Annotated in this window: 10 protein-coding genes and 1 pseudogene; 7 read left to right on the top strand and 4 right to left on the bottom strand. The window is 62.8% G+C overall.

Annotated elements, in window-relative coordinates; genetic code table 11:
- Positions 1-99 precede the first annotated feature (99 nt).
- The 4 genes from ABIC09_RS12470 (at position 100) to ABIC09_RS12455 (ending at position 4208) form a co-directional block, all read left to right on the top strand.
- Positions 100-1089, top strand: coding sequence for an alpha/beta fold hydrolase (locus ABIC09_RS12470; RefSeq protein WP_354109435.1), 990 nt, complete (start codon positions 100-102; stop codon positions 1087-1089).
- 43 nt (positions 1090-1132) lie between these two features.
- A complete protein-coding gene (locus ABIC09_RS12465) occupies positions 1133-2338 on the top strand; it encodes an NAD(P)/FAD-dependent oxidoreductase (RefSeq protein WP_354109434.1) in 1206 nt (401 codons plus the stop codon).
- Positions 2339-2375: 37 nt separating this feature from the next.
- A complete protein-coding gene (locus ABIC09_RS12460) occupies positions 2376-3293 on the top strand; it encodes an MBL fold metallo-hydrolase (protein WP_354086323.1) in 918 nt (305 codons plus the stop codon).
- Positions 3294-3398: 105 nt separating this feature from the next.
- Complete coding sequence (locus ABIC09_RS12455; RefSeq protein WP_354109433.1) at positions 3399-4208, top strand: SDR family NAD(P)-dependent oxidoreductase; 810 nt, start codon at positions 3399-3401, stop codon at positions 4206-4208.
- A gap of 89 nt (positions 4209-4297) precedes the next feature.
- Here ABIC09_RS12455 and ABIC09_RS12450 read toward each other — a convergent pair whose 3' ends face one another.
- Positions 4298-5428, bottom strand: coding sequence for a helix-turn-helix transcriptional regulator (locus tag ABIC09_RS12450; protein ID WP_354109432.1), 1131 nt, complete (start codon positions 5426-5428; stop codon positions 4298-4300).
- A gap of 963 nt (positions 5429-6391) precedes the next feature.
- Entirely contained in the window at positions 6392-6505 is a 114-nt protein-coding gene (locus ABIC09_RS12445; RefSeq protein WP_502916848.1) for a DUF3606 domain-containing protein, read from the bottom strand.
- A gap of 445 nt (positions 6506-6950) precedes the next feature.
- Between ABIC09_RS12445 and ABIC09_RS12440 the strand changes: the two genes are divergently transcribed.
- A complete protein-coding gene (locus ABIC09_RS12440) occupies positions 6951-10232 on the top strand; it encodes an autotransporter outer membrane beta-barrel domain-containing protein (protein WP_354109431.1) in 3282 nt (1093 codons plus the stop codon).
- Between the two features lie 218 nt (positions 10233-10450).
- Here ABIC09_RS12440 and ABIC09_RS12435 read toward each other — a convergent pair.
- Positions 10451-10552: pseudogene (locus ABIC09_RS12435) on the bottom strand (non-homologous end joining protein Ku); the annotation flags it as partial.
- 265 nt (positions 10553-10817) lie between these two features.
- Between ABIC09_RS12435 and ABIC09_RS12430 the strand changes: the two are divergent.
- Both ABIC09_RS12430 and ABIC09_RS12425 read left to right on the top strand, forming a co-directional pair.
- Positions 10818-11216, top strand: coding sequence for a lipocalin-like domain-containing protein (locus ABIC09_RS12430; RefSeq protein WP_354109430.1), 399 nt, complete (start codon positions 10818-10820; stop codon positions 11214-11216).
- 763 nt (positions 11217-11979) lie between these two features.
- The gene (locus tag ABIC09_RS12425) at positions 11980-13368 is read left to right on the top strand and encodes an MFS transporter (RefSeq protein WP_354109429.1); all 1389 of its coding nucleotides are present in this window, start codon (positions 11980-11982) and stop codon (positions 13366-13368) included.
- Positions 13369-13376: 8 nt separating this feature from the next.
- On the opposite strand, the gene ABIC09_RS12420 is transcribed toward ABIC09_RS12425, so the two are convergent.
- A complete protein-coding gene (locus ABIC09_RS12420; protein WP_354109428.1) occupies positions 13377-15572 on the bottom strand; it encodes a hypothetical protein in 2196 nt (731 codons plus the stop codon).
- Positions 15573-15607: the final 35 nt, after the last annotated feature.

Raw genomic sequence — 15607 nt, 5'->3', positions numbered from 1 at the left:
AGCAATCGCGCTGCAATCGCGTCAATCGCGCTGGGGCATCGGCCCATGCGGTTCGCTAGGAATCATGGTGTCCACAAACTCCAGAAATGGAAACTGCAAATGGCCTTGATCAATTCCGTCAGCCGGCTCGCGAGCACCTCGCGGCGGAAAATCCTCGCGACAACGCTCATGTACGCGGCATCGATGACTGTCCGCTCCACCTCGGCAGCGGGTAGCGAAACGAAAACAGCGGCCCTCTCCACCGGAAAGAACGACGTTGCGACCTCGGTCACCACCAACGACGGCGTGAAGCTCTTCTACAAGGATTGGGGACCGAAGTCCGCGCAGCCGATCGTGTTTCATCATGGCTGGCCGCTCAGCGCCGACGACTGGGATGCCCAGATGCTCTTTTTCCTCGGCAAGGGCTTCCGCGTGATCGCGCATGATCGCCGCGGTCATGGCCGCTCGAGCCAGGTCAGCGACGGGCATGACATGGATCATTATGCGGCCGATGTCGCAGCCCTCGTCGAGCATCTCGATCTTCGCAACGCCATTCACGTCGGCCACTCCACGGGCGGCGGCGAGGCCACGCGCTACGTCGCGCGTCATGGCCGCGATCGCGTCGCCAGGCTGGTGCTGATCGGCGCCGTGCCGCCGCTGATGTTGAAGACCGAGTCCAATCCCGGCGGATTGCCGCTTGAGGTGTTCGACGGCTTGCGCCGGCAGCTCGCCGCCAACAGGTCGCAATTCTATCTCGAATTCGCGGGCGGACCTTTCTATGGCTACAATCGTCCGGGTGCCGAGCCTTCGCAGGCCGCGATCTGGAACTGGTGGCGTCAAGGCATGATGGGCAGCAGCAAGGCCCACTACGACGGCATCAAGGCCTTCTCCGAGACCGACTTCACCGAAGATCTGAAAGCCATCGCCGTGCCGACGCTGGTCCTGCACGGCGGCGATGACCAGATCGTCCCCGTTGCCGACTCGGCAGCGCTGTCGGCCCGCCTTTTGAAGCACAGCACCCTGAAGATCTACGACCTGCTGCCGCACGGCCTGTGCACGACACATCCCGACATCGTCAACGCCGACCTGCTCAAATTCGTGACGGCGTAACCACGCGCTTCCATCGCAATACCTCAACCAAGGAACAATCGACATGCGCATCGTCATCATTGGCGCCGGCTTCGCCGGCATGTATGCCGCCCTTTCCGCGGCCCGGCTACGCGACATCCAGGGTGTCTCGCCGGAAAAGCTCGAGATCGCGCTCGTTTCGCCCGAGCCGACGCTGGTGGTTCGCCCGCGGCTTTACGAACCGAAGCCCGAAACCCTGACGGCCCCGTTGCAGCACGTGCTGAAGGCGATCGACGTCGTCTATGTCCAGGGCCGTGCCGAGGCGATCGATACCGGGGCGAAGCTCGTCGAGATCGTTGCCGCACAAGGCGCCAGGAAGAAGCTGTCGTATGACCGGCTGATCGTCGCCACCGGCAGCCGCTTGTTCCGCCCGAACGTTCCGGGCCTTGCCGAGCACGGCTTCAGCGTCGACCAGCTCGATGACGCCATCGCGCTCGATCGCCATTTGCACCAACTCTCCAGCTGCCCGGCCTCGAAGGCGCGCAATACCGTCGTCGTGGCTGGCGGCGGCTTCACCGGGATCGAGGCCGCAACCGAGGTGCCATCGCGCCTACGCGCAATTCTCGGCAAGGATGCGGAATTGCGCGTGGTCATTGTCGATCGCAACGCGGCGATCGCCCCGGACATGGGCGCGGGCCCCCGCCCCATCATCCAAGAGGCGCTACGCAAGCTCGGCGTCGAAACCAGGCTCGGTGTCGGCGTCGGCTCGCTCGATAAATCCGGCGTCACGCTCTCCAGCGGCGAGCACATCGAATGCGAAACCGTGATCTGGGCCGCCGGCATGCGCGCTGCTCCGTTGACGGCGCAGATTCCCGCCGAGCGCGACCAATTCGGCCGGCTGCTGGTCGACCGCGAGCTTCGCGTGCCATCCGTGAACGGTGTCTTTGCGACCGGCGATGCCGCACGGGCCGCGTGTGACGACAACGGCAATTACGCGCTGATGTCGTGTCAGCATGCGACCCGGATGGGCGCCTTCGCCGGCAACAACGCCGCCGCCGAGCTGCTCGGCGTTTCGACCAGGCCTTATCACCAAAAGGCCTATGTCACCTGTCTCGACCTCGGCGAAGCCGGCGCGCTGTTCACCCGCGGCTGGGAACGCACGGTCGAGATGGTCGGCGACGTCGCCAAGAAGACCAAGCAGGAAATCAACACGGTCTGGATCTATCCGCCCAAAGCCGAGCGCGCCGCAGCGCTGGCCTCGGCAGATCCGGAGCGCGTCACCTCTCTCTAGACATTCCACGATCCACAACGCTCAACAGGAGACTAAAATGAATCTGCACAACACATCCTCCCCCGCGACATCGAAACCCGAAGAGCTCGTCCCGTCGCGCTATGCGGTGCGGATCGGTGAGATCGACGTGCTGGTCGTCAGCGACGGCGTGCTGCCGCTGCCGACCACCATGCTGGCGCACAACGCCGACCCCGCCGTCCGGGCAGCCTGGCTGGATGGCATGTTCCTGCCGCCGGACGCTTTCGACTGGGCACTGAATGCGGTGATGGTGCGAAGCGGCGACAAGACCATCCTGATCGACGCCGGACTTGGCTCCGATCCGGACCTGCACTTGCCCAGGGCCGGGCAGTTGATCAAGCGACTGGAGGCCGCCGGGATCGATCTTGCGTCGGTGACCGACCTGGTGCTGACCCACATGCACATGGACCATGTCGGCGGGCTGCTCGTCGACGGCGTGAAGCAGCGGCTGCGCAAGGATCTGCGCATCCACGTCGCGGCGGCCGAGCTCAAGTTCTGGGAGGCGCCCGATTTCACCCACACCAACATGCCGCAGGGATTCCCGGATGCGCTTCGCGCGGCCGCCAAGCGGTTCGCGAAGGAGTACGGCAGCCAAATCCGGCCGTTCGTCGACGAGCACGAGGTCGCACCGGGCGTCGTCGTCCGTCGCACCGGCGGTCACACCCCCGGACACAGCGTGGTTCGCGTGGCGTCCGGCGGCGACGCCCTGACATTCGCCGGCGACGCCGTGTTTGCTGTCGGGTTTGAGCAGCCCGAGTGGCACAACGGCTTCGAGCACGATCCGGAAGAGGCGGCGCGCGTTCGTATCCGCCTCCTGCGCGAGATTGCCAAGACCGGCGAGCTGCTGGTGGCCACGCATATGCCGTTCCCATCCGTCGGCCATGTCGCAGTCGCCGGCGATGCCTTCCGTTGGGTGCCGGTGTTCTGGGACTACTGATTGCAACTCAGCGAGACCGAGCCGGGGCACGTGCTCATGAGTGGGTGCGCGCTCCGGTTCAAGACCCTCACAACTGCCGGTCACCGAGAACCGTAACGGAGCGCGGTGACCGACAAGCTCGCCTTCAATCCAACCAGGCGGTGCGGCCGCCGCACCGGAGAGTGGAACATGCAAGATCAAAAAGTCGTCGTCGTGACAGGCGGCAGTTCAGGTATCGGTCGGGCAGCGGCGTTGCGCTTCGCGAAACAGGGCTACCACGTGCTCGTCACCGGCCGCCGCGCGAGCCTGATCCAGGAGACGATGCTGCAACACGCGAATATCGCGGGGATGGCGGCGGATGCTGCTTCCGCCGAAGATGCCAAGCGTACGATTGCCAAGGCGGTCGACACATGGGGGCGCCTCGATGCGCTGGTCAACAATGCCGGCGCAGGCGCCATTCTGTCGCTAGCCGATGTGACCGCCGATCGCATCGCGGATATTTTCTCCGTCAACGTGGTCGGTCCAAGTCTGCTCGCATCGGCCGCGCTTCCTCATCTCAAGGCCACAGGCGGCACGATCGTCAACGTCTCCAGCACCTTTGGGCACAAGGCGGCGGCCGGACTGTCTCACTACGCAGCCAGCAAGGCCGCCGTGGAGCATTTGACGCGGTGCTGGGCACTGGAGCTGGCGCCATTCGGCATCAGGGTGAACGCCGTCGCGCCAGGGCCAACCGAGACGGGTGCGCTGACCGGCATGATGGGATTGTCGGCCCAACAAGCCGCGGCGGTCGAAGAACAGGAGCGCGCCAGCATACCGCTCGGCCGCCGCGGGGTACCCGACGATATCGCCGAGTGGATCGTCCAACTCGCCGGGCCTGCCTCGGGTTGGATAACCGGCCAGGTGATCAGCATCGATGGCGGACTGGGGTTGGCCTGATCCGGCGGACCCAATAACGTTGCCTACCTGACGCTTCATGCGGGCACCACCGGCAGCTCGCGCGGCTCGTGGATGACATGAGTGTGCTCTTATCCGGCAAACGGCCGGGCATCTGCCGCAATGAGCTTGATCAAGTCCGCCTGACGGCGCACGCCGGTCTTTCCAAAGATATTCTGGAGATGAGTTTTCACGGTGGCCTCGCTGATGCCAAGCGTCTCCGCCATCTTAGGTACTCCGCTGACCTTGAGCACCGCATCAAGTACCCGCACTTCGCTCGGCGTGAGTCGGAATTGTCGCACCGCCACTTCGATCGGATAGGGCGCCGCCATTGATACCTTTCGGACGAAGACGGCAGCGACCGCAGAGTGTCGGCCCCCGATTTGACGCCGCGCGCCCGACGTCAGCGGCAGTATATCGGCGACCCAATTCTGGCCAAGCTTACTAGACAGCGGAATGGCAACACCATCCACGCCGACAGCGCCATCGCCACCGCTCGCGGCGGCGAGAACATTGCGCAATAGCTGCGCCGCATGTGGGTCCACAGCACTCAAATTATTGTTGACGGTTCGCAAGATCGTCGCATCGTCGAGCAGCGCCTGCGCGGCTATGTTGGAGAATGCGATATGACCGTGCTTGTCCAACAGAAAAACGCCGGCATCGAGCCCGTTGAGCGCATCTGACAGACTTCCGGCCTTTTCCTTTTGAAGGTCGATGACATTGCCGATCGACACCGCGCGGCGCATGTGGGGAACCAATAGATGCATGCGCTGCCGCATATCGTCGTCGGCAAGCCCTTGGCGCTCGTTTCGGAAGACTCCGAACTGAGCGAAGCTCGTTGCGGACTTGTCGAGCGTGGCAGCCAAATGATCGGCCCACCCATTCGGCTTGACCCACTCCTTGTAGAAGGTCGTCTCGACGAACTCATCATAAGGCAAAACGTTGGTCGTGTTGTAGATCTCCCCAACTTTGAAAAAGAATTGGGCCGTCAAACTCGGATCGAAGCGGATATATTTCTTGAAGTACGCGTCCACGCTGGACGGTTCAACATTGTATACGTAGTGAAGTTCACCCTGAACGGTGATGTCCTTCCAGTAGATTCCAGCCGCAGTTCCGCCGATGAATTGCGTCGCCTGCTCGAGAACGCCTACCCATAAGCTGGAGTCGAGTGCTGCGTCGTAGATATCGCCGATCAACTGCGACAAAAATTCCGGATCGACCATTCCCGACACCGCTCGTTGGACTGACTGCGATATTGATGCGGGCAATCGCATCAACCGACCTGTGGGACACCCATATGCTCTGAGACCTGATGGCTTTGAGCGTGTGTATGGCGCGAGTCGATTGCCTCGCGCCTTGGTTGAGCGTTGTACAGGCGTGGAATATCGCAGGCCAGCCCAGATTTGGTGCGCCAGTATCGTGGCAACTTGCCAGACGGCACAGCGAACAGGCACTTTGTCGAGTGGAACGGCAGTGGCGTCGATCAAGGCTGGCTTGGTGACAGGAGTGCGCCTCGCCCGCCTGGATCCTAACGCAGGAAACGTCACACTGCACACCTTGAGGCACACAGCGGCGACGCGACTCCTGGCCTGGCGCTTGAACGCTTGGCAGTCGCCGACATCGGAAGACTATCGCTTACGGCGTGGGCAGCCGTATAAGTCGCTTCCGCGGGGCGGCGGCAGCCTTGGTTGCTCGGTTGCGGCTAGTGCCGTCGCATCGTTGCGGTCTGGAGCCGTGTTCACGTCGATCTCCTGGGGCACGCGCATGGCGGGCGGTCCGGCAACGCGCAGGCGATCATTCGCTGCTGGCGAGCCCACGTAACTTCAATCGTCAAGATTTTGGCCAGTCATCGCGTCGATGCGCCCGATGGCAGCATCATGGGTGGTTTTTTAAGATGCGCGACGATGCAGCAGTTCTGCTGAGTTTTCCCGACGTGGCAAAACATTTTTCCGGAGTGCCGAGCTCAGAACCAGATCATGCAGGAAAAACTGCTGCATGCCCGAAAGCGAGCCTTCAATATCGCCCGCGAAGATTCGACAGCCGGTGTCTCCCCTGACGCGCCAGCGGCGAAGTTCGCGACGTGCTGAACTTGATCGGTGATACCTGCCCGGAATGCCCTCCTGATTAGAAGGACGGCGCCGGACCTCGAGGCCGACCCGGCTCTCCGATCAGGGGCCCAGTCGTTTCTAGACGCGCTTGCGCGCGTTGCCGACCTTTTTGACGGCCTTTTTCACCGCCGGTGCGGACTTTCCGGTCTCCTTCGCCTCAAACCGCACTTCGTAGTGCTGCCTGCCGGCCACCCTTCTTCGTTGTTTTGTTCAGCGAAACTGGCGTCGCGGCCGGAGATGCAGTTCGGCAACACTTGACCCAGAAAGCGGTAGCTAAAGCGGTAGCTAAAGACCGGTATTGCATCGGCTTCAACCGAACGGCTGATGCGCGGGTACGCGATCCCGCGCCACGTTCGCTTCGCGGATGCACGCGCATGGGTTCTGTTTCGCGCGGGTCTAGCCGGCCGATCACAATCGGCGGCGTTTTGGAGCTGAGAACGCGAATGTCTGGCGCCTCCCAGGGGTTACCAAATCTGATCAGATCTCGCCCACGTGCTGATCGGATACCGATCAGGGCAGCTCAAGTAACCATGATAGCGCTCCCCGTGGCAGTATTTAGGCTGATCAGTACTGCGTCGGCGGCGAGCCCAGCCGGCAGGCGCCGGCGTCAGGCCGCCGCGGCGCTGCTTGCCGGGATGTGTCTCGCTGCGAGCAACGCGCGAGCACAGGACGCCACCTGGCTGTCCAATCCGGGCTCGGGCAGCTTCAATACCGCGGCGAACTGGACCCCGGCCGCCGTGCCAACGGGCACGGCTTTCTTCGGGGCTACGAGTACCCCCTCAATATCTTTCGTGGCGACAACACGGTAGGTGGCTTCACCTTCAATGGGGGCGCCTCGAACTACAACTTCAGTGGCGGCGGTCTGCTGACATTCAATGGCGCCGGCATCGTTATCAGCGGGGGCAGCGCTACATTCGCAAATGCCATCGACTTCCTTGGTGCCGGCACCACGGCCGGTAGCGCCACGCTAAACGGTGGCGTGGATTTCTTCCAAACAAGCACAGCTGGAACTGCCACCATCAACGTTTCCGCAGGCTTTTTTGACCACAGCACGGCTGGCAACGCCACATTTACAGCCGGTAGTTCCTTGTTCCTTGACGACCACAGCACGGGCGGCAATTCGCATATTACCAATAGCACCGACATGCATTTGGCGCACAGCGCCTCGGGAGGCGATGCCAGCATCACCAACACGAGCAGCGGCAGCATCTTGTTCCGGGATTCGAGCACCGCTGGCAACGCCCGGATCACCAACTCCGGCATCGTGGAGTTCGGCATCGACGGCGGTTCCGGCATCACCAACAGCACGGCCGGCAGCGCGACAATCTCCAACGTTGGTACCGGACAGATCGTATTCACCAATACCGCAAGCGCAGGCAATGCCACCATTGCGAACAACGGCACCACCTTTGGCGCAGAAATCGATTTTGGAGACAGCACCACAGCCGGTAATGCGACCATCACCAACAACGTTGGGATTATTCGGTTCGGCGCCAGCAGCACCGCCGGCAACGCCACCATCGTCAACAACGCCGTTTTCGACGATCACGACTTCCTCGTATTCAGAAATAACAGCACGGCTGGCGCCGCCATTATCATCACCAATGCCGGTAGCGTCACCGGCTTTGGTGACAGCGCCACTGGTGGCACCGCGCGCCTCATTACCAATGCGAATGGCTTCCTCGACATGTCAGGGCTGGCGACAGGCGGCATGACTGCTGGCTCAATCGAGGGTGCAGGCACCTATTTTCTTGGCGCGAACCAGCTCATTGTCGGCGGCAACGACCTCTCGACTGTCGTCAGCGGGGTCATTTCAGATGGAGGCGCAGGCGGTGGTGCCGGCGGCTCACTGGTGAAGGTCGGAGCCGGCACCCTGATCCTGTCGGGTATCAACACCTATACGGGAGCAACCGCGGTGAATGGCGGCGCACTGGAAGTAAGCGGATCGATCGCCTCCACCAGCAGTGCGACGGCGGGCCCGGGGGGCGTGCTACAGGTCGACAATGGAGGCGCGTTGGGTACGGCGCCGGTTGCGCTCTCAGGCGGCTCGCTTCGCACCAACTTCAACGGGACATTCGCGAATAGCATCACGTTTTCTGCGGGCGCGCTCAGCTCTTTGACCGCAGCCGCCGGAACGCAGGTCATGCTTACCGGACCTGCCTCCATCGCAAGTGGAGCAACCGCGCAGTTCGGCTCGCTGACGGATACCGGCACGGTCGTGTTCCAGCCGGGTAGCGGGACCATCGCCCCCTCGGCGGAGGTGGTCGTCGCAGGCGGCAAGCTGATCGTGAATGGATCGCTCGCCGATGCCGCAATGAGTACGGTCAACTCGGGTGCCACCCTTGGCGGAACAGGTACCCTGGGCAACACCACTGTGGCGAGCGGCGGAACGTTCGCCCCCGGCAATGGCACGGCGGGGAGTTCGATGACCGTCGCTGGCAATCTCGCTTTCCAGTCCGGCGCGCTATATCTGGTCAGCCTCAACGCGACGAACTCGAGCTTGGCCAGCGTGACCGGCACTTCGACACTCGACGGATCGGTTGGCGTCAGCGTGGCCGCCGGCACCACTTTAGCGAAGAAGTACACCATCCTCACAGCGGCCGGGGGCGTCAGCGGGTCCTTCACCGATGTCGCGACGCTGGGCCTACCCGCGGGTGCGTCCGCCAGCCTGAGTTACGACTCCAACAATGCCTATCTGAACTTCACGCTGGATTACAGCGCCAGGAACAAGCTCAACATCAACCAGACCAATGTCGCCAACGCCCTGGCAAACTTCTTCAACACCAATGGCGGCATCGCCGCAGCCTATGCCTCCCTGTCGCCGAACGGCCTGACGCAAGCCTCGGGCGAATCCGCAACTGGAGCGCAGCAGACGACCTTCAATGCGATGAACTTATTTCTGGGATTGTTGACCGACCCCTTCATCGCCGGTCGCGACGGTGCCGGCAGCGGCACTCGCGTGACGCCATTCGCGGAACAGTCAGGCTCGCTGGGTTATGCGGCGAAGCCGGACAAGAATCCGCGCGATGCGCTGACTGCGATCTATGCAAAGGCGCCGCCGCGTGGATTCGATTTCGATCACCGCTGGAACGTCTGGGCGGCCGGCTACGGCGGCTCGCAAGCGACCGACGGCAATGCGGCGCTAGGCTCGAACAATGCCAGCAGCAGCATCTATGGCACCGCTGTCGGTCTGGATTACCGCTTCTCAGCCAGCACCATCGCAGGCATGGCGCTGGCCGGCGGCGGCACCAGCTTTTCTGTCGGTGGCCTCGGTTGGGGTCGCTCCGACCTGTTCCAGGCCGGCGTCTTCCTGCGTCATACTGTCGGCCCGGCGTATCTCTCGGCTGCACTTGCCTATGGCTGGCAGGATGTGACCACTGACCGCATCGTCACCGCGGCAGGCATCGATCATCTGCGCGCGGAATTCAATGCCAACACGTTTGCGGGCCGCCTCGAGGGCGGCTATCGCTATGTGACACCGTGGATGGGCATTACGCCTTATGCCGCCGCGCAGGTCACGAATTTCGGCCTGCCGAGCTACGCCGAAAGCGTGGTGTCCGACGGCGGCGCGTTCGCACTGGCCTATGCGGCCAAGAGCGTGACCGATACCCGCAGCGAGCTCGGCTTTCGCAGCGACAGGTCGTTCGCCATGGAGAATGCCGTGCTGACGCTGCGCGGCCGTCTTGCCTGGGCGCACGATTTCAACCCGGACCGCAGCGTGGGCGCGGTGTTCCAGGCGCTGCCGGGCGCCGCCTTCGTTGTCAACGGCGCGCGACAGGCCAGCGACTCCGCGGTGACCACGGTCGCCGCCGAGACGAAATGGCTGGACGGCTGGTCGGCCGCCGCTACTTTCGAGGGCGAGTTCTCCAACGTGACGCGCTCCTATGCCGGCAAGGGCGTGGTGCGGTATGCGTGGTAAAGGCCTACGTTCGGCTGAAAGATGAGCATTTGATGGATGATGGATTCAAAGCAACACCGGACCGGTGACGGTACGAGGTGGTGTCGCTGCGGTTCCGAAGTTCTAGGTCGGCCTCGGCCGCTTCAAAATCGCTCTTGGAAATGATGGCGGGTAACTCGATTGCCGATCGCATGTTTCGGTGAGGTCGGCGGGATAGGCTGCCGGAATGGGATAGGCCGGCGCTTCCGGTCGATGAGATCAATCAGCGCCGTTTCGTACTCGTCCTCGGACTTGTCGGGCTCGAAGGATTTCTGATTGACGTTGTGCCGGGCGAGATCAAGATGAAAGCGATAGGACGTTACGGGGGCTGTAGCTAACACCCCGGCAGATACGCTTGCTGCCTTGTTGTTCTCTTGATCTATTGTGGCCTCGCTATCCTGCGAGCGGTTCTCGTCGGTCTTCCAATGCCGCCAGCAGGCGCCGTGCTCTGCGCACTGGCGCCTGGAGAACCTGAGGAGGTCGCAGCGAGGGAAGCGGCGTCCAATGAGTTTTATGAATCGACCATTGTTTGAATGCACCCGGTTATCTGCTGAGATGGAGCAAGACATGGTACTTCTCCGCGTGTTTGCAGCTGCTTTTGTATGCCTCTGTTTTCAAGCTGGATTTGCCCTTGCGGAGGATACGTTGGGGCAACTCGCAGGTAGTTGGAAGCTAAGCTCATGGACAATTCAGATTATCGGTGGAGAGGCTGCTGAACCCTTCGGTCCCAATCCCAAACGCAGGGCGATCTTCGCGGCGGACGGATACGTGACGTTCGTCACCGTGGCCGCAAATCGCAAACCGGCAACAACCAATGACGAGTCGGCAGCCCTTCTGAAGTCGCTCCTTGCTTACTCCGGAAAATTTACGGTCGAAGGAGACAAGTTTACAACCAAAGTGGATATATCGGCGAATGAGCTTCTCACCGGACAGGACCAAGTGCGATTTTTTCAAGCTGGAAGGTGACCAGCTGACCATTCGAACAGCTGAACAGGTCAGCTCCGTTTTGCCCGGAAAGAGAGTGGTAGGAAGCCTTACTTGGGAACGCGAGCGCTAAGAGCGCTTGGCTGGCAATCTGTATTCAGCTTCGCCCGCTTCGATGAGGCATGAAGATGTCAGGTCAGGACGCGGCCGGCGCGGCCAGAACCTTCAACCACGACAGACGCCTGATTTTCTGAATCTGGCTTGATGTCAGGCCGGTCTCGAGCCTGATTGAGTGTTCGCCGCCGGAAACGATCACCGTCAATTCCCCGAGCAGGTTGGTCTTGACGGTGGCCTTCCGGTATTTGACGTCGACGTCCTCGTCCGTAGCGCCCAGATCTATCCCATTACACTCGATCTTCGCGTGAAACGGGAAGCGCTATGCGCGTCCAAGCGCACGCGGCCCGATCGACCGCGATGATGACATCGTGCCGGTGTTTTGCCCGACGTGTCAACTTCGGCGGAGCGCCAGGGGTCGCGGCGACACCGCCTCAAAAAGCCCTTGTCGCTCAGGGGGCTTTCTACTGTGCATGGGGTTGTTTTCGAGCTTTTCGGTTCGGACGCGAAAGAAAAAACAGAAAAGCGCGCGCCCCTCCAGCGGCAGATTGAGCTGGAGGCGATCGCGCAGGGTCATCGCCCGACCTTCGCGCATACAATGCATGCAAGCATATGCCTGTGGCAGCAGCCTCGGGCGTAGTACATGCCGGAAAGACCATTCGAGCCCCGCTGTCGGAGAACGCGCAAGGCAATGACAATCACGTTACCTGCCGCTGCGCGCGCGCCCGATCATCCCGTTGCCGATGGCCTGCCGGCCGAGCAGCGCCGCTGGGCGATTGCCGCGATCTTCACTGCGCTGGCGATGGCCTCGCTCGACACCGCGATCGCCAACATCGCGCTGCCCGCCATCGCCGCCGATTTGCATGTCAGCCCGGAGCAGTCGGTCTGGGTGGTCAACGTCTACCAGATCGCGCTGGTGGCGACGCTGCTGCCGCTCGGTGCGCTCGGCGAGATCGTCGGGCACCAGCGCATCTATCTCGGCGGCCTCGTGCTGTTCACCATCGCCTCGCTCCTCTGCGCCGTCGCCTGGTCGCTGGACAGTCTGCTGGTCGCGCGCACCCTGCAGGGCCTGGGTGCGAGCGGCATCATGAGCGTCAACACCGCGCTGGTGCGCTTCGTCTATCCCGGCCGGATGCAGGGCCGCGGCTTCGGCCACAACGCGCTGGTGGTCGCCACCGCCTTCACCTTCGGCCCCTCGATCGCCTCCGCGATCCTCGCGGTCGGTCCGTGGCCGTGGCTGTTCGCGGTCAACATCCCGTTCGGCCTCGTCGCAACCGGCATCGGCTTTGCGATGCTGCCGAAGACGCCGCGCGCCGATCACGGTTTTGATTTCCTCGGCGCACTTCTCGCCGCCATCTGCCTCGGCCTGTTCATCACGGGCATCGGCAGCGCCGCGCATAATCTGTCGCCTGCTATCGTCGCAGTCGAGCTGGTCACGGCGCTCGCGCTCGGCTTCATCCTGACGCGCCGCCACGCCGGCCATCCCGCGCCGATGCTGCCGATCGACCTGTTCAGCCGGCCGATGTTCGCGCTGTCGGCGGCGACCGCCGTCTGCTCCTTCGCGGTGCAGGGCCTCGCCTTCGTCTCGCTGCCGTTCTATTTCGAGGACGTGCTCGGACGCTCGCAGGTCGAGACCGGTTTCTTCATGACGCCGTGGCCGCTGGTAGTCGGCATCATGGCGCCGATCGCGGGACGCCTCTCCGATCGCCATCCGGTCGGCCTGTTGGGCGGCATCGGCCTCGTCCTGCTCGGTCTCGGCATGGCGCTGCTCGCGCTGCTTCCGGCGAGCCCGGGCATTCCCGATATCGTCTGGCGGATCATGATCTGCGGCATGGGGTTCGGCTTCTTCCAGGCGCCGAACATGAAGGCGATCATGTCAAGCGCGCCGCCACACCGCGGCGGCAGCGCTTCGGGCATCGTCGCCACCGCGCGCCTGACGGGGCAGACGACCGGCGCAGCGCTTGCCGCAGCGTGCTTTGCGCTCGCCGGCCACAACGGCGCGACCGTGGCCCTGGCGTTAGGCGCGGGCTTTGCCGCACTCGGCAGCGTGATGAGCTTTTTGCGGTTGGCGGTGAAGTAGGCCGGCTCTCACGGCGCCTTCTGCGCGATCGGTCGGCTCACGATCGCTGCCGCGTCGAGCGGCTCGCATGTGATCGTCCGCCGCAGCTTTGGTGGATTGTCCCAACCCGCGGTGTCGCTCAGGGGCTTATACGAGCCGCCCTGCGGCGTCAGAACGACCGGCTCCGATTTCAGGCAGGCATCGGGAAACGCGATGCCGTGTCCGCCGCCTTGCGAGAAATGCCCGACCAGCATCTGCGACGCCTGCATCCGCGCCGCCGGCGAGGCCCGCATCGAACGATCGGGATCGAAGGCGCGATAGCACGGCCAGTCGGTATGACCGGGTGCGAACTCATAGGTGATCCTGCAAGCCGCGCCGGCCGATTTCACGAACGGCGCATCCGAAGGCGCCGCCGCGTCGCGCTCGAACACCAGGGTCTGCAATGTCAGTGCTTCCGTCGTCGCATCCGGCGAGACCGGCTTGCCGGGATCGATCGCGATTTCACCGCGTGAAAACACCAGCCTGGTCCTGGGTTGAACGTCCCTGGTCTCCAGCACCATCAGGGGTCTTGCGGCCCAGGAGCGATCCAGCTCCACGTCGCCGCTGCCCATCGTCAATCGCACGTTGCCGAGAGCCGGGTTGTCCCTGGCGAAATCGATCATGCGGAGGCGCACGGTCTCCTTCGATGCCTCCAGGCTGAGGAAGCGCAGATCGTCGACCTTGCGCGTGATCGGCATCATCGGGTCGAAGCGATCGTCGATATTGAACCGGACGATCTTCTTCAGCTTGGCCGCGGCGGGTCCCTTGGGCGTGGCCGGCGGCGCGACGTCGATCACGAGCAGCGCGCCACCCGGTGAAAAGGTATCGCCGAAGGCGCGCTGCCAGATCGCCGTCAGCGGCGAGCTCGTCCGCTGGTCGACGTCCCGCGCGAAGACGATCTGCTGTCCGGCACGAATGACCGGAAAATTCTGGAATGCGCCGAGCGCCGCGCCCGTGTTGACAGCTTCTCCGGTGAAGTGGATGCATCTGGACCGGTCGTCATTGCCGGATTGTTCGACCGGCCTGGATGCCGAACGCGAGCAGAAGCTGAGATCGTTGTCGACCGTCTTCTGCGGACTGATGGCCGTCGCGTAGATGGGCTCCGGCGCGCCTGGAATTTCCATCGGCAGCGGAGAGGTCGCGAACATGTCGACCTCCACCATGGTCAGCAACGACTCGGCGTCCTTTGAGCACAGATCCCGCCGCGGCAGCGTATTGGTGAGAAGCCGCGCGGCGTCGGCGCCGACGATGCAGGACATGGTGTCCTGCGGATTGTTCCGGCTCATCCAGATCAGATGATCCTTGCCCCTGCTGTCGACCAGCAAATGCGGTGCCGCATGATGGCGGCGCGGCGGCAGCCAGATCGGGACGGTTTCCGACAGCATCGGCTCGCGCTTGAGCAGCGCCTCCGGAAGCTTGGTCACGCCCACCAAACGCAGCTCGGCGTCGACCTCGTTCGGATCCTGCGTGTACTCGAACACAGGCAGCTTTCCGCAGGTCATGCAGGTGACGGCGATGTCTGATCGCACGTTCTCGAAGGACAGGATGACCTGATCCGGCTCGTTGCGATATTTGGCGGGATCGGCAGCCTTGAACGGATGATCCACGACACGGCTGGCCTGGAAGCCGTCAGAGCGGAACGGATCGGATTCGAATTCGAAATAGGTCGATCGATCCCAGCCGCGAAAGGCGTTGTATCCGCCCATGCTGACGCCTGCCAGGACCATCTTCGAATCGGTCTGGCAGCGCGTCGCGCTTCCGGTCCCGCTGCCATTGCGGATATAAGTGCAGAGCCGGAACGCCGCATTTTGCAGGATGCGATCGCAATCGTTCTGGTTATAGCCGTAGGTGGCGAGGCCGTGGCGATAGCAGAGATCGTGGAAGACGCAGGCCTGTCGGAAGCGCTGCAGGACGAGGTGGCGCCTGCCCTTGTCGTCCCTGCTTCCATCGAAGAAGATGTTGGTCACCGCGGGAAGGCTGCAGTTCAGTCCCTCGCCGCTGCCGCCGATCGTGCTGACGACCTCCGGTCCCGATTCGAAGGAGGTGATGGTGGCGGGCATCTCCCCATCGGTGATATCGTCGACATTCTTGTAGAGGGAGTCGGCGACGAACGAGGGCAGATAGTTCAAGAGCAGAAAGATCGCGACGATCGCCGCGATCGACCAGCCGATCACCTTCCTGGACATGCCGCACTCCGCTAAAGCTATTCTCGTCGCAATAT

It is taken from the genome of Bradyrhizobium sp. S3.12.5, assembly GCF_040548225.1.
Classification (GTDB): Bacteria; Pseudomonadota; Alphaproteobacteria; order Rhizobiales; family Xanthobacteraceae; genus Bradyrhizobium; species Bradyrhizobium cytisi.
The sequence above is the reverse complement of the archived record's forward strand: the minus strand, read 5'-3'. Positions and strand labels throughout refer to the sequence as shown.

Coding starts and splice junctions, on each gene's coding strand:
- ABIC09_RS12470 (WP_354109435.1), top strand. CDS start 100: ATGGCCTTGATCAATTCCGTCAGCCGGCTCGCGAGCACCTCGCGGCGG.
- ABIC09_RS12465 (WP_354109434.1), top strand. CDS start 1,133: ATGCGCATCGTCATCATTGGCGCCGGCTTCGCCGGCATGTATGCCGCC.
- ABIC09_RS12460 (WP_354086323.1), top strand. CDS start 2,376: ATGAATCTGCACAACACATCCTCCCCCGCGACATCGAAACCCGAAGAG.
- ABIC09_RS12450 (WP_354109432.1), bottom strand. CDS start 5,428: ATGGTCGATCCGGAATTTTTGTCGCAGTTGATCGGCGATATCTACGAC.
- ABIC09_RS12430 (WP_354109430.1), top strand. CDS start 10,818: ATGGTACTTCTCCGCGTGTTTGCAGCTGCTTTTGTATGCCTCTGTTTT.
- ABIC09_RS12425 (WP_354109429.1), top strand. CDS start 11,980: ATGACAATCACGTTACCTGCCGCTGCGCGCGCGCCCGATCATCCCGTT.
- ABIC09_RS12420 (WP_354109428.1), bottom strand. CDS start 15,572: ATGTCCAGGAAGGTGATCGGCTGGTCGATCGCGGCGATCGTCGCGATC.